The sequence below is a fragment of the Methylobacterium carpenticola genome (genome assembly GCF_042748905.1).
In the GTDB taxonomy this organism is placed as follows: domain Bacteria; phylum Pseudomonadota; class Alphaproteobacteria; order Rhizobiales; family Beijerinckiaceae; genus Methylobacterium; species Methylobacterium carpenticola.
In genome coordinates this window covers 1585565-1607959 of the sequence record NZ_JBHZEO010000001.1, presented here as the reverse complement: position 1 = coordinate 1607959, position 22395 = coordinate 1585565, and the positions used below count along the sequence as shown (strand labels likewise).

At 71.5% G+C, this 22395-nt stretch carries 20 protein-coding genes; 16 read left to right on the top strand and 4 right to left on the bottom strand.

Features of this window, described 5'->3' with window-relative positions; genetic code table 11:
* Nucleotides 1-18: 18 nt before the first annotated feature.
* The 3 genes from ACE101_RS07755 to ACE101_RS07745 all read right to left on the bottom strand — a co-directional run bounded on the left by ACE101_RS07755 (nucleotide 19) and on the right by ACE101_RS07745 (nucleotide 4960).
* Nucleotides 19-1467, bottom strand: coding sequence for an acetamidase/formamidase family protein (locus ACE101_RS07755; RefSeq protein ID WP_379127545.1), 1449 nt, complete (start codon nucleotides 1465-1467; stop codon nucleotides 19-21).
* 67 nt (nucleotides 1468-1534) lie between these two features.
* Nucleotides 1535-3877, bottom strand: coding sequence for an NADP-dependent malic enzyme (locus ACE101_RS07750; protein ID WP_379127542.1), 2343 nt, complete (start codon nucleotides 3875-3877; stop codon nucleotides 1535-1537).
* A gap of 162 nt (nucleotides 3878-4039) precedes the next feature.
* A complete protein-coding gene (locus ACE101_RS07745; protein WP_379127539.1) occupies nucleotides 4040-4960 on the bottom strand; it encodes a LysR family transcriptional regulator in 921 nt (306 codons plus the stop codon).
* Between the two features lie 92 nt (nucleotides 4961-5052).
* On the opposite strand from ACE101_RS07745, the gene ACE101_RS07740 reads away from it, so the two are divergent.
* The 11 genes from ACE101_RS07740 (at nucleotide 5053) to tatC (ending at nucleotide 16724) form a co-directional block, all read left to right on the top strand.
* On the top strand, nucleotides 5053-6549 hold the full coding sequence (locus ACE101_RS07740) for a CoA-acylating methylmalonate-semialdehyde dehydrogenase (RefSeq protein WP_379127536.1): 1497 nt from the start codon (nucleotides 5053-5055) through the stop codon (nucleotides 6547-6549).
* 199 nt (nucleotides 6550-6748) lie between these two features.
* Nucleotides 6749-7879 carry an isobutyryl-CoA dehydrogenase gene (locus tag ACE101_RS07735; protein WP_379138532.1) on the top strand — a complete coding sequence of 377 codons (1131 nt, stop codon included), beginning with the start codon at nucleotides 6749-6751 and terminating at the stop codon, nucleotides 7877-7879.
* Nucleotides 7880-7960: 81 nt separating this feature from the next.
* Nucleotides 7961-8851 carry a 3-hydroxyisobutyrate dehydrogenase gene (gene mmsB, locus ACE101_RS07730; RefSeq protein WP_379127534.1) on the top strand — a complete coding sequence of 297 codons (891 nt, stop codon included), beginning with the start codon at nucleotides 7961-7963 and terminating at the stop codon, nucleotides 8849-8851.
* A 137-nt stretch (nucleotides 8852-8988) separates the two neighbouring features.
* The gene (gene argS, locus ACE101_RS07725) at nucleotides 8989-10746 is read left to right on the top strand and encodes an arginine--tRNA ligase (protein WP_379127532.1); all 1758 of its coding nucleotides are present in this window, start codon (nucleotides 8989-8991) and stop codon (nucleotides 10744-10746) included.
* A 146-nt stretch (nucleotides 10747-10892) separates the two neighbouring features.
* A complete protein-coding gene (locus tag ACE101_RS07720; RefSeq protein ID WP_379127529.1) occupies nucleotides 10893-12260 on the top strand; it encodes an SPOR domain-containing protein in 1368 nt (455 codons plus the stop codon).
* A 125-nt stretch (nucleotides 12261-12385) separates the two neighbouring features.
* Nucleotides 12386-13399, top strand: a complete 1014-nt coding sequence (gene nagZ / locus ACE101_RS07715) for a beta-N-acetylhexosaminidase (RefSeq protein WP_379127526.1) — start codon at nucleotides 12386-12388, stop codon at nucleotides 13397-13399.
* Nucleotides 13400-13408: 9 nt separating this feature from the next.
* Nucleotides 13409-14182: a segregation and condensation protein A gene (locus ACE101_RS07710; protein ID WP_379127523.1), complete on the top strand. Its 774-nt coding sequence runs from the start codon at nucleotides 13409-13411 to the stop codon at nucleotides 14180-14182.
* Between the two features lie 4 nt (nucleotides 14183-14186).
* Nucleotides 14187-14849, top strand: coding sequence for an SMC-Scp complex subunit ScpB (scpB, locus tag ACE101_RS07705; protein ID WP_379127520.1), 663 nt, complete (start codon nucleotides 14187-14189; stop codon nucleotides 14847-14849).
* Between the two features lie 124 nt (nucleotides 14850-14973).
* Nucleotides 14974-15249 (top strand): twin-arginine translocase TatA/TatE family subunit, encoded by a 276-nt coding sequence (locus ACE101_RS07700; protein ID WP_379127517.1) that lies wholly within the window; start codon nucleotides 14974-14976, stop codon nucleotides 15247-15249.
* Between the two features lie 165 nt (nucleotides 15250-15414).
* On the top strand, nucleotides 15415-15936 hold the full coding sequence (gene tatB / locus ACE101_RS07695) for a Sec-independent protein translocase protein TatB (protein ID WP_379127515.1): 522 nt from the start codon (nucleotides 15415-15417) through the stop codon (nucleotides 15934-15936).
* Nucleotides 15933-16724: a twin-arginine translocase subunit TatC gene (gene tatC, locus ACE101_RS07690; protein ID WP_379127512.1), complete on the top strand. Its 792-nt coding sequence runs from the start codon at nucleotides 15933-15935 to the stop codon at nucleotides 16722-16724. The genes tatB and tatC overlap by 4 nt, the downstream gene beginning before the upstream one ends.
* 245 nt (nucleotides 16725-16969) lie before the next feature.
* Here tatC and ACE101_RS07685 read toward each other — a convergent pair whose 3' ends face one another.
* A complete protein-coding gene (locus ACE101_RS07685) occupies nucleotides 16970-17857 on the bottom strand; it encodes an ATP-binding protein (RefSeq protein WP_379127509.1) in 888 nt (295 codons plus the stop codon).
* Nucleotides 17858-18070: 213 nt separating this feature from the next.
* Here ACE101_RS07685 and yajC point away from each other — a divergent pair, with 213 nt between their 5' ends.
* From yajC to ACE101_RS07660, 5 genes are all read left to right on the top strand, one after another.
* Nucleotides 18071-18406 carry a preprotein translocase subunit YajC gene (yajC, locus tag ACE101_RS07680; RefSeq protein WP_379127506.1) on the top strand — a complete coding sequence of 112 codons (336 nt, stop codon included), beginning with the start codon at nucleotides 18071-18073 and terminating at the stop codon, nucleotides 18404-18406.
* 43 nt (nucleotides 18407-18449) lie between these two features.
* Nucleotides 18450-20054, top strand: a complete 1605-nt coding sequence (secD, locus tag ACE101_RS07675) for a protein translocase subunit SecD (protein WP_379127504.1) — start codon at nucleotides 18450-18452, stop codon at nucleotides 20052-20054.
* Between the two features lie 76 nt (nucleotides 20055-20130).
* Complete coding sequence (secF, locus tag ACE101_RS07670; protein ID WP_379127502.1) at nucleotides 20131-21081, top strand: protein translocase subunit SecF; 951 nt, start codon at nucleotides 20131-20133, stop codon at nucleotides 21079-21081.
* Nucleotides 21078-21467: an Mth938-like domain-containing protein gene (locus tag ACE101_RS07665; RefSeq protein WP_379127499.1), complete on the top strand. Its 390-nt coding sequence runs from the start codon at nucleotides 21078-21080 to the stop codon at nucleotides 21465-21467. Before secF ends, ACE101_RS07665 begins: the two co-directional genes overlap by 4 nt.
* Nucleotides 21464-22342 (top strand): phytoene/squalene synthase family protein, encoded by an 879-nt coding sequence (locus tag ACE101_RS07660; RefSeq protein WP_379127496.1) that lies wholly within the window; start codon nucleotides 21464-21466, stop codon nucleotides 22340-22342. The genes ACE101_RS07665 and ACE101_RS07660 overlap by 4 nt, the downstream gene beginning before the upstream one ends.
* Nucleotides 22343-22395 lie beyond the last annotated feature (53 nt).

The window sequence follows — 22395 nt, the reverse complement described above, 5'->3', positions numbered from 1 at the left end:
CGCCGGCGATGAGCCCGGTCAGGCGGAGGCTGGCGCCGGGAAGATGCTCTTCCGGACCACCGCGTGGACGCCCCAGTTGCCGTCCACGACCTGGGTCACGCCGAAATCCACCGCCACCGACATCAGCGAGATCGCCTCGTCCTCGGTGAGGCCCTTCGCGGTCATCAGGAAGCGGCGCATCTTCCGGAAGGCGTCGCGCATGGCGAGGTCGACCGAGGATTTCGCGAAGATCTCGGACTGCGCCTCGGGCCCGAGGTCCTTCAGGTAGTTCGGGTAGCTGAAACCGTGCACCACCCAATCCTGGGCCGTCTCGATCATCGGGAAGTCGAGCCCTTCCAGCGGTGTGCCCGGTAGGTCGGCGGCCTTGTGCAGCACGAGCTGGAAGGTGCCGGTGAGCGAGCACTCGATGGCGGTGCCGCAGAGTTCGGAATCGCCCTGCGAGGCGTGCGGATCCCCCACCGAGAACAGGGCGCCCGGGACCGCCACCGGATAGTAGAGGGTCGCGCCCTTGCCGATGCGCCAGTTGTCGATGTTGCCGCCCGTGTAGCTCGGCGGGATGCTGTTGACCGTGTCGGCCTCCTTGGGCGCCACGCCCATCACGCCGAAATGCGGTCGCACCGGCACCCGGATACCCTTGAGGACGTCGAAGTTGCGCTGCGTCCTGGCGTGATCCACCGGGACGCCCGGATAGTCGATGATCGGGTGATGCACGCCGGACGGATCGGTGACGCCCGGCCAGCGGAAATTGTAGACCGCCCGCGCCCAGTCGCGGCCGCCGGTGGCGTCGATCTCGTAGATCGTCACCACCTCGCGGGGTTTGTCGCCGGTCAGCAGGTCCTTGTAGTGGTAGCCCCAGTTCGCGGCCGCATTGCTGCCGAAGGCGAGCCCCTTGAACTTGGGATTCGCGCAGGGCCGCGGCGCCACGTCGAGGATGCGCACCTCCAGGACGTCGCCCGGCTCGGCGCCCCGGATCGCCACCGGACCGGTGCAGATATGCACGCCGAGACCGCCGCCGGCGCCGATCTTGGCGTCCATCGGGCCGGCCCCGCGCCGGTCGACCCCCTTTCGCTCACGGGTCCAGAGAAAGACGCTCTCCGCGCCGGGATCGCCCGCGACCATCCGCTCGGCATCGTCGTTGGCGTGATGGGTCAGGGTCTCGATGGTGACGAGATCGCCGGATTCGACCTCGACCTGAGGCTTCAGCAGCCGGCTGAAGAAGCCCCAATGCACCGTCTCGGCGCTGGCCGGGAGGTGGTAATGCGAGAGCCGCGCGGGCTGGCGCCTCTGCGCGGTCTCGGCGAGGGCCGGCGTGACGAGGGACAGGCCCCCGGCCGCCAGGGCCGCGGCCCCGCCGGTGGCGACGAAGCCGCTCTTCAGGAAGGCGCGCCGCTCGGGCTCCAGCGCGGCCCGGAACCGCTGCCGATGCGCCTCGTAGTGGATGCAGTTCGGATCGTCGCCCCGGCACATGCTCGTTCCCTCCCGCCGCCAGATCGGCGACGGGAGGATGCAAGCGGGAGGCCGGAGAAGCGAGCCGTCAGCCCGAGGTGAGCGCCGTGCCGGTCTCGGCGGTGGTCTCCGCCGGGGCGGGGGCCGCACCGATGCTCGCCTGCGCCTCCACCACGGCGGCGGCCGTGATGTTGACGATGCCGCGCGCCGTCACCGAGGGGGTCAGGATGTGGGCGGGCTTGGCCGGGCCGATCAGCAGGGGCCCGACCGGCAGGGCGTTCGCCAGCATCTTGGCCATCTGGAAGGCGATGTTGGCCGCGTCCAGGTTCGGCATGATGAGGACGTTCGCCTCGCCCTTCAGGCGCGAGTTCGGCAGCACCTTGTCGCGCACCATCTGCGACAGGGCGGTATCGGCGCCCATCTCGCCGTCGATCTCCAGATCGGGCTTGCGCTCGCGGATCAGCGCCAGGGCGTTGCGCATCTTGCGCGACGAGGGTGTGTCGAACGAGCCGAAATCGGAATGGCTCACCAGGGCGATCTTGGGTTCCAGGCCGAAGCGCCGCACCGTGTCGCCGCAGGCGATGGCGACGTCCGCGATCTCCTCGACGCCCGGATCCGGCCGCACATGGGTGTCGGCGAGGAAGTAGGCGCCCTGTGCGGTCACGATCAGGCTCAGCGCCGCGAAGTCCTTCGAGCCCGGCGCGAGGCCGATGATGTCGCGGATCGCCCGCAGCTTGCTCTCGAACCGGCCCTCCAGGCCGCAGATCAGCGCATCCGCCTCGCCCCGCTGCACCATCAGGGCGCCGATCACCGTGGTGTTGGTGCGCACCAGCGTGCGGGCGGCGTCCGGGGTGATGCCGCGGCGCCCGGCGAGGTCCAGATAGGTCTGGACGTAGTGGCGGTAGCGCGGATCGTCCTCGGGGTTGATCAGCTCGAAATCGACGTCCCGGCGGATCGAGAGGCCGAAGCGCTTCAGGCGCGTCTCGACCACGTTCGGGCGCCCGACCAGGATCGGCTTCGCCAGCCCCTCCTCGACGATGGCCTGCACGGCGCGCAGCACCCGTTCGTCCTCGCCCTCCGCGTAGACGACGCGGCGGGGATCCTGCTTCGCCTGGGTGAAGACCGGCTTCATGATGAAGCCCGAGCGGTGGACGAAGCGGTCGAGGGATTCGGCGTAGGCCTGGATGTCCGGCAGGGGCCGCTTGGCGACGCCGGTCTCCATCGCGGCCTTCGCGACCGCGGGGGCGATGCGCAGGATCAGCCGCGGGTCGAAGGGGCTCGGGATCAGCGAATGGGGGCCGAAGGGCCGGGCCTCGCCGCCATAGGCGCGCGCCACCACGTCCGAGGGGGTCTCGCGGGCGAGCCCGGCGATCGCCTTCACGGCGGCCGCCTTCATCTCCTCGTTGATCGTCGTCGCGCCCACGTCGAGCGCCCCCCGGAAGATGTAGGGGAAGCACAGGACGTTGTTGACTTGGTTCGGGAAGTCCGACCGCCCGGTGCAGATCATCGCGTCCGGTCGCCGCTCCTCGGCGAGGTTCGGCATGATCTCCGGATAGGGGTTGGCGAGCGCCAGGATCAGCGGCTTCTCGGCCATCTTGTCGAGGTATTCGGGCTTGAGCACCCCGCCCGCCGAGAGGCCGAGGAAGATGTCCGCCCCGGGAATGACCTCCGCGAGGGTGCGGGCCGCGGTGTTCTGCGCGTAGACCGCCTTCCAGCGGTCCATCAGCGCCTCGCGGCCCTCGTAGACCACGCCCTCAATGTCGGTGACGGTGATGTTCTCGCGCCGCGCGCCCAGCGAGACGAGGAGGTTGAGGCAGGCCAGAGCCGCCGCGCCCGCCCCCGAGGTGACGATGCGGACATCCGCGAGCTGCTTGCCGGCGAGTTCCAGCGCGTTCAGCACCGCGGCGGCCACGATGATCGCGGTGCCGTGCTGGTCGTCATGAAAGACCGGGATGTTCATCCGCGCCCGGCACTGCTCCTCGACCTCGAAGCATTCCGGCGCCTTGATGTCCTCCAGGTTGATCCCGCCGAAGGTGGGCTCCAGCGCCGCCACCACGTCGACGAGCTTGGCCACGTTGGTCTCGGCGACCTCGATGTCGAAGACGTCGATGCCGGCGAATTTCTTGAACAGGACCGCCTTGCCCTCCATCACGGGCTTCGAGGCGAGCGGGCCGATGGCGCCGAGGCCGAGCACCGCCGTGCCGTTCGAGACCACGGCCACGAGGTTCTGGCGGGAGGTGAGGTTGGCGGCCTCCTCCGGGTCGGCGGCGATCGCCTCGCAGGCGGCGGCGACGCCGGGGGAATAGGCGAGGGCGAGGTCGCGCTGGTTGCCGAGCGGCTTGGTCGGCTGGATCTCCAGCTTACCGGGCCGCGGGTTGCGGTGGTAGAACAGCGCGCCGTTCTTGAGATCGTCCGAAATCGTCCCGCTCACCGCGTTCTCCCCTGCATGGCGCTCCCGGCGCGCGTGGCCGCACCCCGCTGCACCTCCGCCTGGCGATGTCCTGCACCGCCCGCGCAGGAGGCGCAACCCTCGCGACGCGCCCGGCCGGGATCCGGCGCGGCCGGCCTGCCTCCTGCTAGGGAAGGGGCGGGCTCAACCTGGTCGCCGGCCGTGGAAGAACACGGCCCGGTCGCGCTCGACCACGGCGTAGATGTGCTCGGCCACCGCCCGGATGCGGGCGAGATCGCGGCTGTCGGCGTGCATCAGCAGCCAGAAGCTGCGCGTCAGCGTCACCTCGTCGGGCAGCACGCAGACGAGGTCCCGCCGCTCCGCCGCCATGAAGCAGGGCAGCACCGCGATTCCGATCCCCGCGGCGACCGCCTGGAGCTGCGCATTCACGTTGGCGCTGCGCAGCCGCGCGCCGATCTCCGGCGAGACCTGGCTCAGGTAGTCGAGTTCGGGCGTGTAGAGCAGTTCCTCGATGTATCCGACGAAGCGGTGCTGCGCGAGATCGCGCCGGCTCGCGATCAGCGGCGCCCGGCGAAGGTAGAGCGGCGAGGCGTAGAGCTTGAGTTCGTAATCGGTGAGCTTGCGGCCGACGATGCGCCCCTCCGGCGGCAGGGAGAGGCCGATGGCGATGTCCGCCTCGCGCTTGGACAGGCTGAACAGGCGGGCGGTGGCGACGAGCTGGATGTCGAGATCCGGCTGCCGCTCCACGAGGCCGGTGAGGCGCGGGGCGAGGAACGTGCTGCCGAACCCGTCCGGCGCGCCGATCCGCACCGTGCCGGTGAGCCGCGCGGCCGAGCGGCCCATGATCGTCTGGCCGTTGATGATCGCCGATTCCACCGCATCCGCCGTCGCCGCCGCCGCCAGCCCCGCCTCGGTCGGCACGTAGCCCGAGGCGCGGCGGTGGAACAGGCGCTCGCCGAGCTGCCTCTCCAGCCGGTCGATGCGGCGGATCACCGTGGCGTGGTCGACGCCGAGCTGGCGGGCCGCCGCCGAGACCGTCCCGGTCCGGGCCACGGCGAGGGCATAGCGGTAATCGTCCCAGTGGCCGCCGTCGGGTTCCCGCATTTGCGCACATCCGTTCCGCGCGTCTGCCCATTCCTCCCCGCATAAAAGCAGGGCAAGGTCGGTGCAAACAACGATCCACGGGAGGACGCGCGATGCGCGAGGTCGGGCATTTCATCGGGGGCGAGCACGTGGCCGGCCGCTCCGGCCGCCAGTCCGAGATCTTCCAGCCGATGACCGGTGAGGTGGTGGGGCGTCTGTCCCTCGCCAGCGCCGCCGAGGTGCGGGCCGCCATCGAGAACGCCGCCCGCGCCCAGCCGGCCTGGGCCGCCACCAACCCGCAGCGCCGCGCCCGGGTGATGATGCGCTTCCTCGACCTCATCGGCCGCGAGATCGACAGCCTCGCCGAGCTGCTCGCCCGCGAGCACGGCAAGACGATCCCCGACGCCAAGGGCGACATCCAGCGCGGCGTCGAGGTGGTGGAGTTCGCCTGCGGCATCCCGCACCTGCTCAAGGGCGAGTACACGGAGGGGGCGGGCCCGGCCATCGACATGTTCTCGATGCGCCAGCCCCTCGGCGTCGTGGCCGGCATCACGCCGTTCAACTTCCCGGCGATGATCCCGATGTGGAAGTTCGCGCCGGCCATCGCCTGCGGCAACGCCTTCATCCTCAAGCCCTCGGAGCGCGATCCGGGCGTGCCGATGCGGCTCGCCGAGCTGATGATCGAGGCGGGGCTGCCCGCCGGCATCCTCAACGTCGTCAACGGCGACAAGGAGGCGGTGGACGCGCTCCTCGACGACGACCTGATCCAGGCGGTGGGCTTCGTCGGCTCCTCCGACATCGCCCAGTACGTCTATGCCCGGGCCACGGCCTCGGGGAAGCGCGCCCAGTGCTTCGGCGGCGCCAAGAACCACATGATCATCATGCCCGACGCCGACATGGATCAGGCGGTGGACGCCCTGATGGGCGCCGGCTACGGCTCGGCGGGCGAGCGCTGCATGGCCGTGTCCGTGGCGGTGCCGGTGGGCGAGAAGACCGCCGACCTGCTGATGAGCAAGCTGATCCCGCGGGTCGAATCCCTCAAGATCGGCCCCTCGACCGATCCGAGCGCCGATTACGGCCCCCTCGTCACCCGGGCGGCGCTGGAGCGGGTGCGCAACTACGTCGAGATCGGCTTGCGCGAGGGCGCCGATCTGGTGGTCGACGGGCGCGGCTTCACGATGCAGGGCTACGAGAACGGGTTCTATCTCGGCGGCTGCCTGTTCGACCGCGTCACGCCGGAGATGCGCATCTACAAGGAGGAGATCTTCGGACCGGTCCTCTCGGTGGTGCGCGCGAAGGATTACGCCGAGGCGCTGCGGCTGCCCTCCGAGCACGAATACGGCAACGGCGTCGCGATCTTCACCCGCGACGGCGACGCCGCCCGCGACTTCGCCGCCAAGGTCAATGTCGGGATGGTGGGCGTCAACGTGCCGATCCCGGTGCCGCTCGCCTACTACACCTTCGGCGGCTGGAAACGCTCGGGCTTCGGCGACCTGAACCAGCACGGCCCGGATTCGATCCGGTTCTACACCAAGACCAAGACCGTGACCGCGCGCTGGCCTTCGGGCGTGAAGGAGGGCGCGCAGTTCTCCATGCCGATCATGCAGTGAGGCGCATCCCGCTCCCACGCGGGCTTGCGGACCGGGCGAAAAGACGGAGCCCTTCCCCTCTCCCGAGCGGGAGAGGGGTTCCCGGTGCCGGTCTTGTCGCCGGACGGCCATTGCCCAGCGCCGGTGAACCGGCGCGGTGACGTCCAAGGCAATTCGGGACGGAAACGCCAGACGAGGAGAGGCCGCCGTGAGCCTGTTCATGCTGCCCGATGACCAGATCGCCATCCGCGAGATGGCGCGCGGCTTCGCGGCGGATCGGATCGCCCCCCGCGCCCTCGACTGGGATGCCGACAAGCACTTCCCGGTCGATGTGCTGCGCGAGGCGGGAGACCTCGGCATGGGCGGAATCTACGTGCGCGAGGAGCACGGGGGGTCCGGCCTGACCCGCCTCGACGCCACCCTGATCTTCGAGGCGCTGGCGACGGGCTGCCCCACCGTCTCGGCCTTCCTGTCGATCCACAACATGGCGGCCTGGATGATCGACCGCTTCGGGTCGGAGGCGCAGCGCGCGCGATGGCTGCCGGATCTCTGCCGCGCGCGGAGCCTCGCCGCCTATTGCCTGACCGAACCGGGCTCGGGCTCGGATGCCGCCGCCCTGCGCACCAGCGCCCGCCGCGACGGGGACGATTACGTCCTCAACGGCAGCAAGCAGTTCATCTCGGGGGCGGGCGCCGTCGACCTCTACGTGGCGATGGTGCGCACCGGCGAGCCGGGGCCACGGGGGATCTCGACGCTGGTCGTGCCGGCGGATGCGCCCGGCCTCTCCTTCGGGCCGAACGAACGCAAGATGGGCTGGAACGCCCAGCCGACCCGGCCGGTGATCTTCGAGGAGTGCCGGGTGCCGGTCGGGAACCGCCTCGGCGAGGAGGGAATCGGCTTCAGGATCGCCATGGCGGGGCTCGATGGCGGGCGGCTCAACATCGGCGCCTGCTCGCTCGGCGGCGCCCAGAGCGCCCTCGACAAGGCCCTGGCCTACACCCGCGAGCGCCGCGCCTTCGGCAAGCGGCTCGACGCGTTCCAGGCCCTGCAATTCCGCCTCGCCGACATGGCGACGGAGCTGGAGGCGGCCCGGCTGATGATCTACGCGGCGGCCGCCAGCCTCGACCGCAAGGAGCCGGACGCGACCCAGCGCGCCGCCATGGCCAAGCGCTTCGCCACCGATATCGGCTTCAAGGTCGCCAACGAGGCGCTCCAGCTCCACGGCGGCTACGGCTACCTCGCCGAGTACGGAATCGAGAAGATCGTGCGGGACCTGCGCGTCCACCAGATCCTCGAAGGCACCAACGAGATCATGCGCCTCATCGTGGCGCGGGGACTGGTGCAGCCGTGAGCGCGGATGCAGGGCCTGCGACGCCGTAACGAAGGATCTCACATTCCAGACCACCGACGATCGATCGGGGGAGGATCGAGCATGACACAGATCGCCTTCCTGGGCCTCGGCAACATGGGCGGGCCGATGGCCGCCAACCTCGTGAAGGCCGGGCATGCCGTATCCGGCTACGACCTCGTTCCGGCGGCCCGCGACGCCGCGCAGGCGGAGGGGGTGCGCGTGGCGGAATCCGCCGTCGCGGCCCTCGCGGGCGCCGAGGTCGTGATCACCATGCTCCCCGCCGGCCGCCACGTCCTCGCGCTGCTTGACGAGATCCTGCCGCAGGTCCCCGCCGGCGCCCTCCTCGTCGATTGCTCGACCATCGACGTGGCGAGCGCGCGCGCCGCCCATGACCGGGCGGCGGAGCGGGGCTTGGCGAGCCTCGACGCGCCGGTCTCCGGCGGGGTCGGCGGCGCCCGGGGGGCGACGCTCACCTTCATGGCCGGCGGCAGCGCCGCGGCCTTCGCCCGCGCCGAGCCGATCCTCGCCGCCATGGGCCGCAAGGCCGTGCATTGCGGCGAGGCGGGGGCGGGGCAGGCGGCCAAGATCTGCAACAACATGATCCTCGGCATCTCGATGATCGGGGTCGCCGAGGCCTTCGTGCTCGCCGAGAAGCTCGGCCTGTCGCACCAGGCCCTGTTCGACGTCGCCTCGACCTCCTCGGGCCAGTGCTGGTCGCTCACCACCTACTGCCCGGTGCCGGGGCCGGTGCCGGCCTCGCCGGCGAACAACGACTACAAGCCCGGCTTCGCCGCCGCCCTGATGCTGAAGGATCTGCGCCTGTCGCAGGAGGCGGCCACGACCGCCGGCGCCGCGACCCCGCTCGGGGCGGAGGCCGCGGCGCTCTACGCGGCCTTCGAGGCGGCGGGCGAGGGCGGCACCGACTTCTCCGGCATCATCCGGCATCTGCGCGCGATGAGCCGCGGGGCCTGAAGCGAGGCGCCATCAAAATGCCCCGTCCCCTCACGCTTGCGGGAAGGGGCCGCCCCGTGAGATGAGCCCGGCTTCGGCGCCGACGCCGCGTCTTCCCGCGCGCGCCGGCACGGCCCGGTCCCATCTTCGGTCGCACCATGAACATCTTCGCCGCTTTCGAGGAGCGCATCGGCGAGGCGCTCGCCACCCTCACACGCGCCGGGCACCTGCCCGAGGGGCTGGATCTCGGCCGCGTCGTGGTCGAGCCGCCGCGCGATCCGAGCCACGGCGACCTCGCGACCAACGCCGCCCTGGTCCTCGCCAAGGAGGCACGCGCCAACCCGAAGGCGCTGGCCGAAGTGCTGGCGGCCGAGCTGCGCCAGGATCCGCGCGTCACCGAGGCGAGCGTCGCCGGGCCGGGCTTCCTCAACCTGCGCCTCGCCCCGGAGGTCTACGGCGACGTGGTGCGGGCGGCGCTCCGCGCCGGCGACGCCTTCGGCCGCGGGGCCAAGCGCCCGGGCCTCGTCAACGTCGAGTACGTCTCGGCCAACCCGACCGGGCCGATGCATGTCGGCCACGGCCGCGGCGCCGTGTTCGGCGACGCCCTCGCCAACCTCCTCGCGGCCTCCGGCCGGGACGTGGTGCGCGAGTACTACATCAACGATGCGGGGGCCCAGGTGGACGTGCTCGCCCGCTCGGCCTTCCTGCGCTACCGCGAGGCGCTAGGCGAGGACATCGGCACCATCCCGGAGGGCCTCTATCCGGGCGACTACCTGAAGCCCGTGGGCCAGCTCCTCGCCGAGCGGCACGGCCGCGCGCTCCTCGACATGTCCGAGCGCGAGTGGCTGCCCCTCGTGCGCGACACGGCGATCGACGCCATGATGGACCGCATCCGCGAGGATCTCGCGGCGCTCGGCATCCGGCACGACGTGTTCTTCTCCGAGCGCACCCTTCAGGACGGCAACGGCGGCGCCGTCGCGCGGCTGATCGACGCGCTGCGCGCCCGCGACCTCGTCTATGTGGGCAGGCTGCCCCCGCCGAAGGGCCAGCTCCCGGAGGATTGGGAGGACCGCGACCAGACCCTGTTCCGCTCCACCGCCTACGGCGACGACATCGACCGGCCGCTGCTGAAGTCGGACGGCTCCTTCACCTACTTCGCCTCGGACATCGCCTACCACGCCTCCAAGGTGGCGCGCGGCGCCAACGAGCTGATCGACGTCCTCGGCGCCGATCACGGCGGCTACGTGAAGCGCATGCAGGCGGCGGTGCGCGCCGTCTCGAACGGCCGCGCCGAACTCGACGTCAAGCTCTGCCAGCTGGTGCGGCTCCTGCGCGGCGGCGAGCCGGTGAAGATGTCCAAGCGGGCGGGCGAGTTCGTCACCCTGCGGGAGGTCATCGACGAGGTCGGGCGCGATCCCGTCCGCTTCATGATGCTCTACCGCAAGAACGACGCGACCCTGGATTTCGACCTCGCCAAGGTGGTGGAGCAGTCGAAGGACAATCCGGTCTTCTACGTTCAGTACGCCCATGCCCGCGCGGCCTCGGTGTTCCGGCAGGCCCGCGAGGCGTTCCCGGATGCCGACCTGTCGCCGGAGGCGCTCGCCGGGGCCGACCTGTCGCTGCTCTCCGATTCGGGGGAGGCGGAGATCATGCGGCTCGTGGCCCAGTATCCGCGCGTGGTCGAGACGGCGGGCAGCGCCCATGAGCCGCACCGGCTCGCCTTCTACCTCTACGAACTGGCAAGCGCCTTCCATAGTTTCTGGAACAAGGGCAAAGACTTGCCGCAATTACGGTTTGTTAATCAGACGGACCGAAAGTTGACCCTGTCGAGGCTGGCCCTCGTCGCGGCGCTGCGGGGCGTTCTCGCCTCCGGCCTCGGGATCCTCGGTGTCACCGCACCCGACGAGATGCGGTGACCCGGAGGCGCTCCCCGCCGCGATGCCGGGCCTGCCGCCGGCGTGGTAGGATGCGCCACCCCGGAGCGGAGCGGCGGCCTGTGGCGTCGCGCCGGGATCGAAGGATCGCGGCGAGGTGACGCAGGCGTGAACAGGATGGGGCTGCCATGACGACCAACGCTTCCCGGATCCCCGTCGACTACGACGGGTACGAGCCGGACCAGCAGCAGCCAGCCGAGCGCCAGAGCCAGGCCAAGGGCGATGCCGCGCGCAGCGACCCGCTGGCCGAACTCGCCCGCATCGTCGGGCAGGACGACCCGTTCCGGGCCCTGCTCGCCGCCAAGGACACGCGCCGGGCGGGCGCCGCGGAGGCGGCGCGCGGACGGGTCGAGCCGCAGGTGCCGGATTACGCGGGCGCGCAGACCGAGCGCGGCTCCGGCCCGTCGCTCGACGCCTTCAACCAGTATCTCTCGGCGGTGCAGCGGGAAGCGGTGCCGGAGCCCGAGCCGGACCTCGAGCCGCAGGCGGAAGCCCCGGCCGCGCCGGTCGGCGAGCCCGCCCCGGAGGCTCCGCGCGGACGCCGCCGCCTCGCCCTCGTCGGCAGCGCGCTCGGGATCGTGGCCGTCGCGGCGGGCGGAGCGCTCACCTGGAAGGCCCTGCATCCCCATCGCGGCTCGGGCGCTCCCATCGTCGTGGCGGCCGATCCGGCGCCGCTGAAGATCGCGCCGCAGAATGCCGGCGGCGTCGAGATTCCGGACCAGAACAAGCAGATCTACGAGCGCAACGCCAAGGACGGTCAGATCAAGATCGTCAACCGCGAGGAGCAGCCCCTCGACGTCAAGCAGGCGGCCCGCGCGCTCACCAGCGAGGCCCCGACCGCCGGGACACCCGCGCCGCCGCCGGGCGCGCCGGTGAGCCTCCTCACCGAATCCCTGGGCGAGCCGCGCCGGGTGCGCACGGTGAGCGTGCGGCCCGAGCCGCCGCCCTTCGAGGCGCAGCGCGCCGCCCAGCAGGGCACGCAGGGCGGTCCGGCCCCGGCCGCGCCGGTGCCGACCATGACGCTGCCCGACCCGACCCCGGCCGCCGCGACGCCGCGTTCGGCGGCCCGCTCGGCCGCGACCACGCCGGCTCCGGCTCCCGTCGCGACCCCCGAGCCGCAGGCCGCCGATACCGTCGCCTCGACCACCGTCGGCGCGCCGAAGGCCAAGCCGGCCCCGCAGCGCGTCGCCTCGGCGGAGCAGCCGCCGATCAAGCCCGCGCCCGCCGCCTCCCCCGAGACCCAGGCGCCGGTCGGCGGCTTCTCGGTGCAGCTCTCGGTGCGGGCGACCGAGCGGGAGGCCCGCGCGGCCTTCGTCCAGGCGCAGGAGCGCTACCATGCCGAACTCGCCGGCCAGTCGCCGCTGATCCGGCAGGCCGAGGTGAACGGCAAGACGATCTTCCGCGTCCGCGTCGGCCCGATGTCGAAGGAGAGCGCCAACGGCCTGTGCAGCAAGCTGCAAGCGGCCGGCGGCACCTGCTTCGTGGCGAAGAACTGATCCGCCGCGCGTGATCCCGACCGCCCGGCGATGCCGGGCGGATCCCAGCCTCGACGGAGGCGCGGCCCGGGCCGCGTCCTCTCCGGACGGTGCCGAATCCACCGCGAACGACGAGACCGCCGTCGATGACGAGCCTTGCCCTGATCCTCGGCTGTGCCGGACCGACCCTGAGCGCGGAGGAGGCCGCCTTCTTCCGCGACGTGCGGCCCTGGGGCTTCATCCTGTTCAAGCGCAACGTCGTGTCGCCCGAGCAGGTGCGCGCGCTCACGGCCGCCCTGCGCGACACCGTGGGCCGCGCCGACGCGCCGATCCTGATCGATCAGGAAGGCGGCCGCGTGCAGCGCATGGGCCCGCCGCACTGGCGCGCCTACCCGTCCGGCGGCAGCTACCTGCGGGCGGGCGGCCGCGAGCACGGCCCCGGGCTCGCCCGGCTCGGCGCCCGGCTGATGGCGCATGATCTCGCCAGCGTCGGCATCAACGTCGATTGCGCGCCCGTCCTCGACGTGCCGGTTCCCGGGGCGAACGCGGTGATCGGCGACCGCGCCTACGGCACCGATCCGGCGGATGTGGCGGCGATCGGGCGCGCCGTCGCCGAGGGCCTGATGGAGGGCGGCGTGCTGCCCGTGGTGAAGCACATGCCCGGCCACGGCCGCGGCAATGCCGACAGTCACCTCGCGCTCCCGGTGGTCGAAGCCGATTACGCCAGCCTCGCCGCGCACGATTTCCGCCCCTTCCGGGCCCTCGCCGACCTGCCGCTCGCCATGTCGGCCCACATCGTCTTCACCGCCCTCGATCCCGACCATCCGGCGACGACCTCGGCGCGGGTGATCCGCGAGGTGGTGCGCGGGACGATCGGCTTCGACGGCCTGCTGATGACCGACGACCTCTCGATGAAGGCCCTCACCGGGAGCTTCCGCGAGCGCACCGAGGCGGCGTTCGGAGCCGGCATCGACGTGGCGCTGCATTGCAACGGCGACCGCGCGGAGATGGAGGGCGTCGTCTCGGGGACGCCGGCTCTCGCGGGCGAGGCGCTGCGGCGGGCCGAGGCGGCCCTCGCGCGCCTGCGGCCGGCCGGCGGCTTCGACGCCGCGGAGGCCCGTGCCCGTTTCGAGGCCGGCCTCGCGCGCTCGGCCGCCTGATCCCGGCCGATGGCCGCAGGGCAGGGGGGCGCCGTCGACGACGTGGACGGGCCGAGGCTCGTCATCGACGTCGACGGCTTCGAGGGTCCCCTCGACCTGCTGCTCGACCTCGCCCGCCGCCAGACGATCGACCTCGCCCGCATCCCGATCCTGGCCCTGGTCGAGCAGTACCTCGCCTTCGTGGAGGAGGCGCGGCGCCTGCGGCTCGAACTCGCCGCCGATTACCTCGTGATGGCGGCCTGGCTCGCCTACCTGAAGTCGCGCCTGCTCCTGCCGGCGCCGCCCCGCGGCCCGGAGCCGAGCGCCGACGACCTCGCCGGCGTGCTGGCCCTGCGCCTGCGCCGGCTTGAGGCGATCCGGGGCGCCGCCGACCGGCTGTTCGCCCGCGGCCAGCTCGGCCGCGACATCTTTCCGCGCGGCGAGGCGGAGGCCGCCCCGCGTCCCGCCACCGCCGGCCCCTACGCGGCGACCCTGCACGATCTGCTCGCCGCCTATGCGCGCCAGCGCCAGGAGCGGGCGCTCGCCCGCGTCTCCGTGCGCCGGCGCGAGGTCTGGTCCCTGGTCGAGGCCCGCGCGGCGCTGGAGCGGCTGATCGGCCCGCGCGACGACTGGACCAGCCTCGACACCTATCTTGCGGCCTATCTGGACGAGCCCGGGCGGCGGGCGAGCGTGCGGGCCTCGTCGCTCTCGGCGGTGCTCGAACTCGCCCGCGAGGGCCGCATCGCCCTGCGCCAGGACGCGCCCTTCGCGCCGCTCTGGCTGCGCCCGATCGAGGCCGGCTGAGCCGATGGCCCGGCGCACCCCGCTCGTCCTTCTGCCGGAGGCCGCCCCCGCGCCCGCCGCCGAGACCATGCGTCTCGCCGAGGCGCTGATCTTCGCGGCGAGCCGCCCGCTCGAACCCGCGGCGCTGGCCGCGCGCCTGCCGCCCGGCAGCGACGTCGAGGCGGTGCTGGCCGAGCTGCGGCGGCTCTATCTGCCGCGGGGCATCAACCTCGTGCGGGTGGCGGGCGGCTACGCCTTCCGCACGGCGCCCGATCTCGCGGCTGTCCTGCGCGGCGATGCCCCCGAACCCCGCAAGCTCTCGCGCGCCGCCATCGAGACGCTGGCGATCGTCGCCTATCACCAGCCGGTGACCCGGGCGGAGATCGAGGAGATCCGCGGGGTCTCGACCTCCAAGGGCTCTCTCGACCTGCTCCTGGAAACCGGCTGGGTGCGCCTGCGCGGGCGCCGCCGCACGCCGGGCCGCCCGGTCACCTACGGGACGACGCCCGCCTTCCTCGAGCATTTCGGCCTCGACGCGGTCTCCGACCTGCCAGGCCTCGACGAACTCAAGGGCCTCGGCCTGATGGACGGGCGCCTGCCCGCCGGCTTCGGCATCCCGGTGCCCTCCGACGACGTCGCCCTGCGGGCGGAGGAGGATCCGCTCGGCGACACCGCCGACGAGGCCTGAGCGGCGATTCCGGTTGTTGGCGGTCCGAGGAAGCGCTTGTTTTCACTCCCGGCGGTCCTTAGGTTCCGGCCAGCTTCAAGAGACCACGCCGCGCCGTCAACCGGGTGCGGTGCAGGAGACAGCCATGGGTGGCGCAAGCATTTGGCACTGGATCGTCGTCGGCGTGATCGTCATGCTGCTGTTCGGACGCGGCAAGGTGTCCGAGCTGATGGGCGACGTGGCCAAGGGCATCAAGGCCTTCAAGAAGGGCATGGCGGACGAGGATCAGCCCCAGGCGCCCGTCGCCAACCAATCGCCGCCTCCGCCCGTGTCGGCGACCGAGCCGGTCCGGACCCTTCCCCCGCATCCGGGCGAGCCGGTCCAGGCCTCCACCACGCCGGTGGACCGCAAGGTCGGCTGATCCGCCCCGGGGGCCGGCAGCGGCGCGCGAGCGCCGGAGAGTGAGTGCGGGGATCGAGGTGATCTCGGCCCGGGGCCGTGGCGTCGCGCTGCGATCCGTGCTTGAGAGAGCCCGCTGCGCCGCGCCCGGGCCGGGCCGTCGCGCAAGCTGCAGGGCCGTGACGCCATGTTCGATATGAGTTGGGGCGAGGTGATGCTGATCGGCGGCGTCGCGCTGATCGTCATCGGCCCGAAGGACCTGCCCCGGGCACTGCGCACGGTCGGCCAGATGACGGCCCGGCTCAAGCGGATGGCCGGCGAGTTCCAGGCCCAGTTCAACGAGGCCATGCGCGAGGCGGAACTCGACGAGGTTCGCCGCGAGGTGGACGGCCTCAACCGCTCCGTCTCGTCGGCGACCGGGTCCTTCAATCCGATCCAGTCGATCCGCGACGAGATCCGCAGCGCCGTCGAGACCCCGCCGGCCCCGCCGCCCTCCAACGAGACGCTCGCGGCCGCGACCGCCCAGCTCCAGGCGGAGGCTGCGGCCTCGCCCGCCTTGCCGCCCAAGGACGCCGCGTCCGCGATCACCGGTCACGAGACCGACAGCGCTGCGGGCGAGACCCTGCCGGACGGGGCGGCGGAACCCCGCCCGAGCGAGACCCCGGCTCCCGCCGCGCCGAGCCCATCCACCACAGGCCAGACACCATGACCACCGAGGCCGACGAAGCCGAGATCGAGGCCTCGCGCGCACCCCTGATCGACCACCTCATCGAGTTGCGGGCGCGGCTGATCAAGTCGCTCCTCGCCTTCGGGGTGATGTTCTTCGTCTGCTTCTTCTTCTCCCAGCACATCTACAACGTGCTTGTCTATCCCTACGTGCAGGTCGTGGGGGCCGAGAAGGCGCGGCTGATCGCGACGCACTTCCTCGAGCAGGTCTTCACCAACATCAAGCTAAGCGTGTTCGGGGCGGGCTTCCTGTCCTTCCCGATCGTCGCCACGCAGATCTACGCCTTCGTGGCGCCGGGCCTCTACCGCAACGAGCGCCGGGCCTTCCTGCCCTACCTGATCGCCACGCCGATCTTCTTCGTGCTCGGCGCCCTCGTCGTCTTCTTCGTGGCGATGCCGATCCTGATCAAGTTCTCGGTCAGCCTGCAGCAGATCGGCCAGCCGGGCGAGGCCACCATCGAGTTGCTGCCGAAGGTGGACGAGTATCTCTCGCTGATCATGACCCTGATCTTCGCCTTCGGCATCGCCTTTCAGATGCCGGTGATCCTGACCCTGCTGGGGCAGATCGGGCTGATCGACGCGAAGTTCCTGGCCGAGCGGCGGCGCTACGCGATCGTGCTGGTCTTCGTGGCCGCCGCCGTGCTGACCCCGCCCGACGTGATCAGCCAGCTCTCCCTGGCGGTGCCGATGCTGATCCTCTACGAGGCCTCGGTGATCTCCGTCCGCATGATGGAGAAGCGCCGCGCGCGCAGCGAGGCCGCCGCGGAGTGAGGCCGGCGTCGCGCCCGATCGCGGTGCCATCGGGGGCGGACTCTCAAGCTCTGGATCTGAGCGCTCCCTCGCGCCGGCCCCGGAGGCTGCACCGCTCCGCATGCCGAGGTGGCGCGCAGCGGATGCCATCGACAGAGGATCGGACGAAGGCGCGCGTCCCGCCTCGGGATGGTGACCCGCGCGGCGAAGCGCAACTCCGCGAGCCGTGCGTGCGGGAGCGGGGGCCCCGCGCCCGCAGCGCCGGTTCAGACCTCGTCGTCCAGCCGCTTGCCGAGCCGCCCGGCCAGATCCTGGATGTACTGGAACGCCGTGCGGCCCGAGCGTGAGCCGCGGGTCGTCGCCCATTCGAGCGCCTCGGCCCGCAGCTGCGCCGCGTCGAGGTCCAGGCCGTAGCGGGTCACGTAGGCGTCGATCATCGCCAGGTACTCGTCCTGCGAGCACTTGTGGAAGCCGAGCCACAGGCCGAAGCGGTCGGAGAGCGAGACCTTCTCCTCCACCGCCTCGCCCGGATTGATCGCCGTGGAGCGCTCGTTCTCCACCATCTCGCGGGCGAGCAGGTGGCGGCGGTTGGAGGTGGCGTAGAACAGCACGTTGTCCGGCCGGCCCTCGATGCCGCCGTCGAGGGCGGCCTTCAGCGACTTGTACGAGGTGTCCTGCCCATCGAAGGAGAGGTCGTCGCAGAACACGATGAAGCGGTGCGGATCGGCCCGCAGCTGGCCCATCAGCTCCGGCAGCCCCTCGATGTCCTCCCGGTGGATCTCCACCAGCTTGAGGGGACGGGTGCCCCCGGCGCGGCGCGCGTTGATCTCCGCATGCACCGCCTTGACGAGCGAGGACTTGCCCATGCCGCGGGCACCCCAGAGCAGGGCGTTGTTGGCGGGCAGGCCCCGGGCGAAGCGGTCGGTGTTGTCGAACAGCGTGTCGCGCATGCGGTCGATGCCGCGCAGCAGCCCCATCGCCACCCGGTTCACCTTCGGCACGGGCTGGAGGCGCCGCTCCGCGAGCCACACGAAGGCGTCGGCCACGCTGAGATCCGGGGCACCCGCGGGCGCGGGCGCGGCGCGCTCCAGCGCGGCGGCGATCCGGGTGAGGAGCGGCAGGAGGGCGGTGAGGGTCGGGTCGGCGGCGGTCATGGGGGCGAGCTAGCAGAAGCGCGCTCCCAGCAGAAGCCCCGCCAAGGCAGGGCATTCCCTCGGATTTCGCGTCCCGGCGCAACCGCGGCCAATCCGTCGCGGGTCCCTCGCCGCCGTTGCTTTCGGGTCGCCCCTGGCTATAGTCCGCGCGCTTTTGCAAGGCCGCCGGGTGCCCGCGCGGCCCGTTTTCGTCTTGTACGGGAGACCGCCAGAGTGATCACGCCCGCCTTCGCGCAGGGAACGGGGGCCGCCGCCGGCGGCATGGACGTCATCTTGCAGGTGGTCCCCTTCGTCCTCATCTTCGTGATCATGTACTTCCTGATCCTGCGCCCGCAGCAGAAGCGCGCGCGCGAGCATCAGGACATGGTCAAGAACGTCCGCCGGGGCGACACCGTCGTCACAACCGGGGGTATCGTCGGCCGCGTGTCCAAAGTGACCGACGAGGCGAGCGAGATCGAGGTCGAGATCGCCGAGGGCGTTCGCGTCAAGGTGGTCCGCACCATGATCTCGGAAGTCCGCGCCAAGGGCGAGCCGGTCAAGGCGGCCTGACCGCCGAGCCCTCATTGCCAGACGCACGGGTAGGATCGCGCCGATGCTCCGTTTCTCCACCTCGAAGATCGTCGGCACGCTGGCGGTGATCATCATCGGTCTCGCCCTCGCGATCCCGAGCTTCTTCTCCCCCGAGCAGCGCAAGGCCTTCGTGGCCTCCGCGCCCTCCTGGTTGACCGCGATCGTCCCGACCCGGGCGATCGTGCTCGGCCTCGACCTGCAGGGCGGTTCGCAGATCGTGCTGGAGGTCGATCGCTCCGACCTGCAGCGCACCATGTCGCAGCAGCTGCGCGACGACGTGCGCCGGGCCCTGCGCGAGGAGGGCGTCCAGGCCGATGGCGGCATCCAGCTCACGCCCCGCGGCGTGCAGTTGCGCATCGGCGACGCGGCCGCCCGCGCCAAGGCCATGCCGAAGCTCCAGGCCCTGTCGCAGCCGGTGACCGACGCGGTGCTCGGCCAGACCGGTGCCCGTACCCTGGACGTGCGCGACGAGCCGAACGGGACGATCCAGCTCGCCTTCACGGAGGCCGGCATCAACGCCCGCGTCCGCCGCGCCGTCTCGCAGGCGATCGAGGTGGTGCGCCGCCGCGTCGACCTCGGCGGCACCACCGAGCCCTCGATCCAGCAGCAGGGCGCCGACCGCATCCTCGTCCAGGTGCCGGGTCTTCAGGATCCGCAGCGCCTGGAGGAGCAGCTCGGCAAGACCGCCAAGCTCGAATTCCGCATGCTGGCCGACAGCCCGGCCGGCGACGTCGACATGCTGCCCTCCCGCGATTCCGCCGGCCAGAAGGTTCCGGTGGAGCGCCGCGTGATGGCGGACGGTGCCGACCTCACCGACGCCCAGCCCGGCTTCGACCAGAAGACCAACGAGCCGATCGTCAACTTCAAGTTCAACCTGCGCGGCGCCCAGCGCTTCGGCCAGGCGACGAGCGAGAATGTCGGCCGGCCGATGGCCATCGTCCTCGACAACGAGGTGGTCTCCGCGCCGCGCATCCTCCAGCCGATCACCGGCGGTCAGGGCCAGATCTCGGGCCGCTTCACGGTCCAGCAGGCCAACGACCTCTCGGTGCTGCTGCGGGCCGGCGCGCTGCCGGCCAAGCTCAACATCATCGAGCGCCGCACGGTCGGCCCGGGCCTCGGCCGCGATTCGATCGAGGCCGGCAAGCTCGCCACCATCGCGGCCACCGTGCTGGTGATCACGATGATGTTCGCCTGCTACGGCGTGTTCGGCCTCTTCGCCAACATCGCCCTCATGGTCCATGTCGGCCTCATCCTCGGCCTGATGTCGGTGCTGGAGGCGACGATGACGCTGCCCGGCATTGCCGGCATCGTGCTCACCATCGGCACCGCGGTCGATTCGAACGTGCTGATCTACGAGCGCGTGCGCGAGGAGGTGCGGGCCGGCCGCTCGATCCCCTCGGCCCTCCAGGCGGGCTTCGACCGGGCCTTCGCCACCATCGTCGACTCGAACTCGACCATGGCCATTGCCGCCATCATCCTGTTCTTCCTCGGATCGGGTCCGGTGCGCGGCTTCGCGGTGGTGTTCATCCTCGGCATCCTGACGACCGTGATCACGGCCGTGACGCTGACCCGGATGATGATCGCGGTCTGGTACAGCCGCTTCCGCCCGAAGGTGCTGCCGATCTGATCCTCGCCCGCGCCGCTCCGGCGGCGCCCGCCGGGGCGTGAGCCCGCCCCGCCCGACGAATCCCTCAGGACCCGCGATGCGCCTCCTCCGCCTCTGGCCCGACGAATCCCATTTCGACTTCATGCGCTTCCGGCGCATCAGCTTCCCGCTCTCGGCGCTGATCTCGGTGGGAACGGTGGTGCTGTTCCTGATGATCGGGCTGAATTTCGGCATCGACTTCAAGGGCGGCACCCTGATCGAGCTGCGACCGAAGGCCGGGCAGTCCGACGTCGCCGCCGTCCGCCACACCGCCAACAGCTTCGGCTTCGGCGAGACGGAGGTGCAGGAATTCGGCAACCAGGGCTCGATCTCGATCCGCTTCCCGCTTCAGGCGGGCGGCGAGACCGGCCAGACCCTGGTGATGCAGAAGGCGCATGCGGCCTTCGACAAGGATTACGTCTTCGATCGCGTCGAGACCGTCGGCCCTCGCGTCTCGGGCGAACTCGTCCAGTCCGGCACCATCGGCGTGGTGCTCTCCGTCGTGGCGGTGCTGCTCTACCTGTGGTTCCGGTTCGAGCGGGAACTGGCGCTCGGCGCCATTGTCGGCACCCTGCACGACATCGTGCTCACGGTGGGCGTCTTCGTGATCTCGCGCATCGAGTTCAACATGACCTCGATCGCCGCCATCCTCACCATCGTCGGCTACTCGCTGAACGAGACGGTGGTAGTGTTCGACCGCACGCGCGAGCTGATGCGGCGCTACAAGACCATGCCGACCGAGGAACTCCTCAACCTGTCGATCAACACCACCATGTCGCGCACCGTGATGACCGCGACCTCGACCGCCCTGTCGCTGGTGGCGCTGGTGCTGTTCGGCGGCGAGGCGATCAAGGGCTTCTCGGTGGTGATGCTGATCGGCGTGGTGATCTGCACCTACTCGGCGATCTTCGTGTCCTCGCCCTTCCTGATCTATATCGGCCTGCAGACGGGGAGCGGGATGCGGGCAACGGGCCGCGACTCCGCCGCCCTGCCACAGGCGGCCGAATGAGCGGCGAGGGCCGCATCCACGAAGGGTTCGTTCCCGGGCGCCACCTCATCGACGCCTATGGGAGCGGCGGCTTCCGCTTCGCCGAGATGTCGCATCGCGGCTCGATCCTGGCGCTGCCCTCCGGCATCCACGCCTGGGACGTCGCCGAGCCCGGCGCCATCACGGCGGCGAGCCTCGCGCCCGTGCTCGCGGCGGCGAAGGAGGTGGACCTCCTGCTGATCGGCACCGGCCTTGAGATCGTCTTCCTGCCGGATGCCCTGCGCCAGCGCCTCAAGGCGGCTGGCATCGGTCTCGACGTGATGCAGACCGGGGCGGCGGCCCGCACCTACAACATCCTGGCGGCGGAGAACCGCAAGGTCGCGGCGGCGTTGATCGCGGTGTCATGACCACGGACCTGACCCAGGCGGCCCGCGGCGGGCTCGATTGGGCCTATGCGCATTGCGAAGCGCTGGTCCGCGACGGCGACCCGGACCGCTACTTCTCCGCGCTCTTCGCTCCGGCGGCGGGGCGCCGGCACCTCTTCGCCCTCTCAGCCTTCAGCCTGGAGGTGGCGCGGGTGCGCGATGCGGTGTCGAGCCCGATGCCCGGGGAGATCCGCCTGCAATGGTGGCGCGACGTTCTCCAGGGCGAGGCGCGCGGCGACGTGCGGGCGAACCCGGTGGTCGCGGCCCTCGACGACACCATCGTGCGCCGACGTCTGCCCCGCCAGCCGCTGGTCGATCTGATCGACGCCCGGGTGTTCGATCTCTACGACGATCTGATGCCCTCCGCGGGTGATCTGGAGGGCTATTGCGGCGAGACCGCCTCCAGCCTGATCCGCCTCGGGGCCTTGGTCCTAGCGGAGGGCGGGGAGCCGGGCGGAGCCGCGGCGGCGGGGCATGCGGGCGTTGCGCAGGCGGTGACCGGGCTCCTGCGCGCCTTGCCCTGGCACGCGCGGCGGGGGCAGGTCTTCCTACCGGCCGACACCCTGGCGTCGCACGGCGTCACCCGGGAGGATATCGTCAGCGGTCGCGGCGGGCCCGGCCTCGCGGGGGCCTGCGCGGATCTGCGCGCGCTCGCCCGGCGCCATCTCGAGGCCTTCCACGAGGCGCGCGGCGCCATCGCTCCGGCCACGGCTGCGGCCTACCTGCCGGCCTCCCTCGCGACCGACTACCTGCGGGCGATGGAGCGCCCGGGCTACGATCCGCTGCGCAGCGTGATCGAGCTGCCCCGGTGGCGGCGGGTCCTTCGCCTGTGGCGGGCCTCGCGCGGATTCCGCTGACGATTCCCGCCATCCCGGTCCGGTAAATGAAGGCGCGATGATCCCGCCGCGCC

What these genes read in the sequence shown, in the direction of transcription:
- tatC (WP_379127512.1), top strand. Translation starts at nt 15,933, where the DNA reads ATGACCACCGAGGCCGACGAAGCCGAGATCGAGGCCTCGCGCGCACCC.
- ACE101_RS07755 (WP_379127545.1), bottom strand. Translation starts at nt 1,467, where the DNA reads ATGTGCCGGGGCGACGATCCGAACTGCATCCACTACGAGGCGCATCGG.
- secD (WP_379127504.1), top strand. Translation starts at nt 18,450, where the DNA reads ATGCTCCGTTTCTCCACCTCGAAGATCGTCGGCACGCTGGCGGTGATC.
- ACE101_RS07735 (WP_379138532.1), top strand. Translation starts at nt 6,749, where the DNA reads ATGCTGCCCGATGACCAGATCGCCATCCGCGAGATGGCGCGCGGCTTC.
- ACE101_RS07665 (WP_379127499.1), top strand. Translation starts at nt 21,078, where the DNA reads ATGAGCGGCGAGGGCCGCATCCACGAAGGGTTCGTTCCCGGGCGCCAC.
- scpB (WP_379127520.1), top strand. Translation starts at nt 14,187, where the DNA reads ATGGCCCGGCGCACCCCGCTCGTCCTTCTGCCGGAGGCCGCCCCCGCG.
- ACE101_RS07660 (WP_379127496.1), top strand. Translation starts at nt 21,464, where the DNA reads ATGACCACGGACCTGACCCAGGCGGCCCGCGGCGGGCTCGATTGGGCC.
- ACE101_RS07685 (WP_379127509.1), bottom strand. Translation starts at nt 17,857, where the DNA reads ATGACCGCCGCCGACCCGACCCTCACCGCCCTCCTGCCGCTCCTCACC.
- secF (WP_379127502.1), top strand. Translation starts at nt 20,131, where the DNA reads ATGCGCCTCCTCCGCCTCTGGCCCGACGAATCCCATTTCGACTTCATG.
- argS (WP_379127532.1), top strand. Translation starts at nt 8,989, where the DNA reads ATGAACATCTTCGCCGCTTTCGAGGAGCGCATCGGCGAGGCGCTCGCC.
- ACE101_RS07710 (WP_379127523.1), top strand. Translation starts at nt 13,409, where the DNA reads ATGGCCGCAGGGCAGGGGGGCGCCGTCGACGACGTGGACGGGCCGAGG.
- ACE101_RS07745 (WP_379127539.1), bottom strand. Translation starts at nt 4,960, where the DNA reads ATGCGGGAACCCGACGGCGGCCACTGGGACGATTACCGCTATGCCCTC.
- mmsB (WP_379127534.1), top strand. Translation starts at nt 7,961, where the DNA reads ATGACACAGATCGCCTTCCTGGGCCTCGGCAACATGGGCGGGCCGATG.
- ACE101_RS07720 (WP_379127529.1), top strand. Translation starts at nt 10,893, where the DNA reads ATGACGACCAACGCTTCCCGGATCCCCGTCGACTACGACGGGTACGAG.
- ACE101_RS07700 (WP_379127517.1), top strand. Translation starts at nt 14,974, where the DNA reads ATGGGTGGCGCAAGCATTTGGCACTGGATCGTCGTCGGCGTGATCGTC.
- tatB (WP_379127515.1), top strand. Translation starts at nt 15,415, where the DNA reads ATGTTCGATATGAGTTGGGGCGAGGTGATGCTGATCGGCGGCGTCGCG.
- nagZ (WP_379127526.1), top strand. Translation starts at nt 12,386, where the DNA reads ATGACGAGCCTTGCCCTGATCCTCGGCTGTGCCGGACCGACCCTGAGC.
- ACE101_RS07740 (WP_379127536.1), top strand. Translation starts at nt 5,053, where the DNA reads ATGCGCGAGGTCGGGCATTTCATCGGGGGCGAGCACGTGGCCGGCCGC.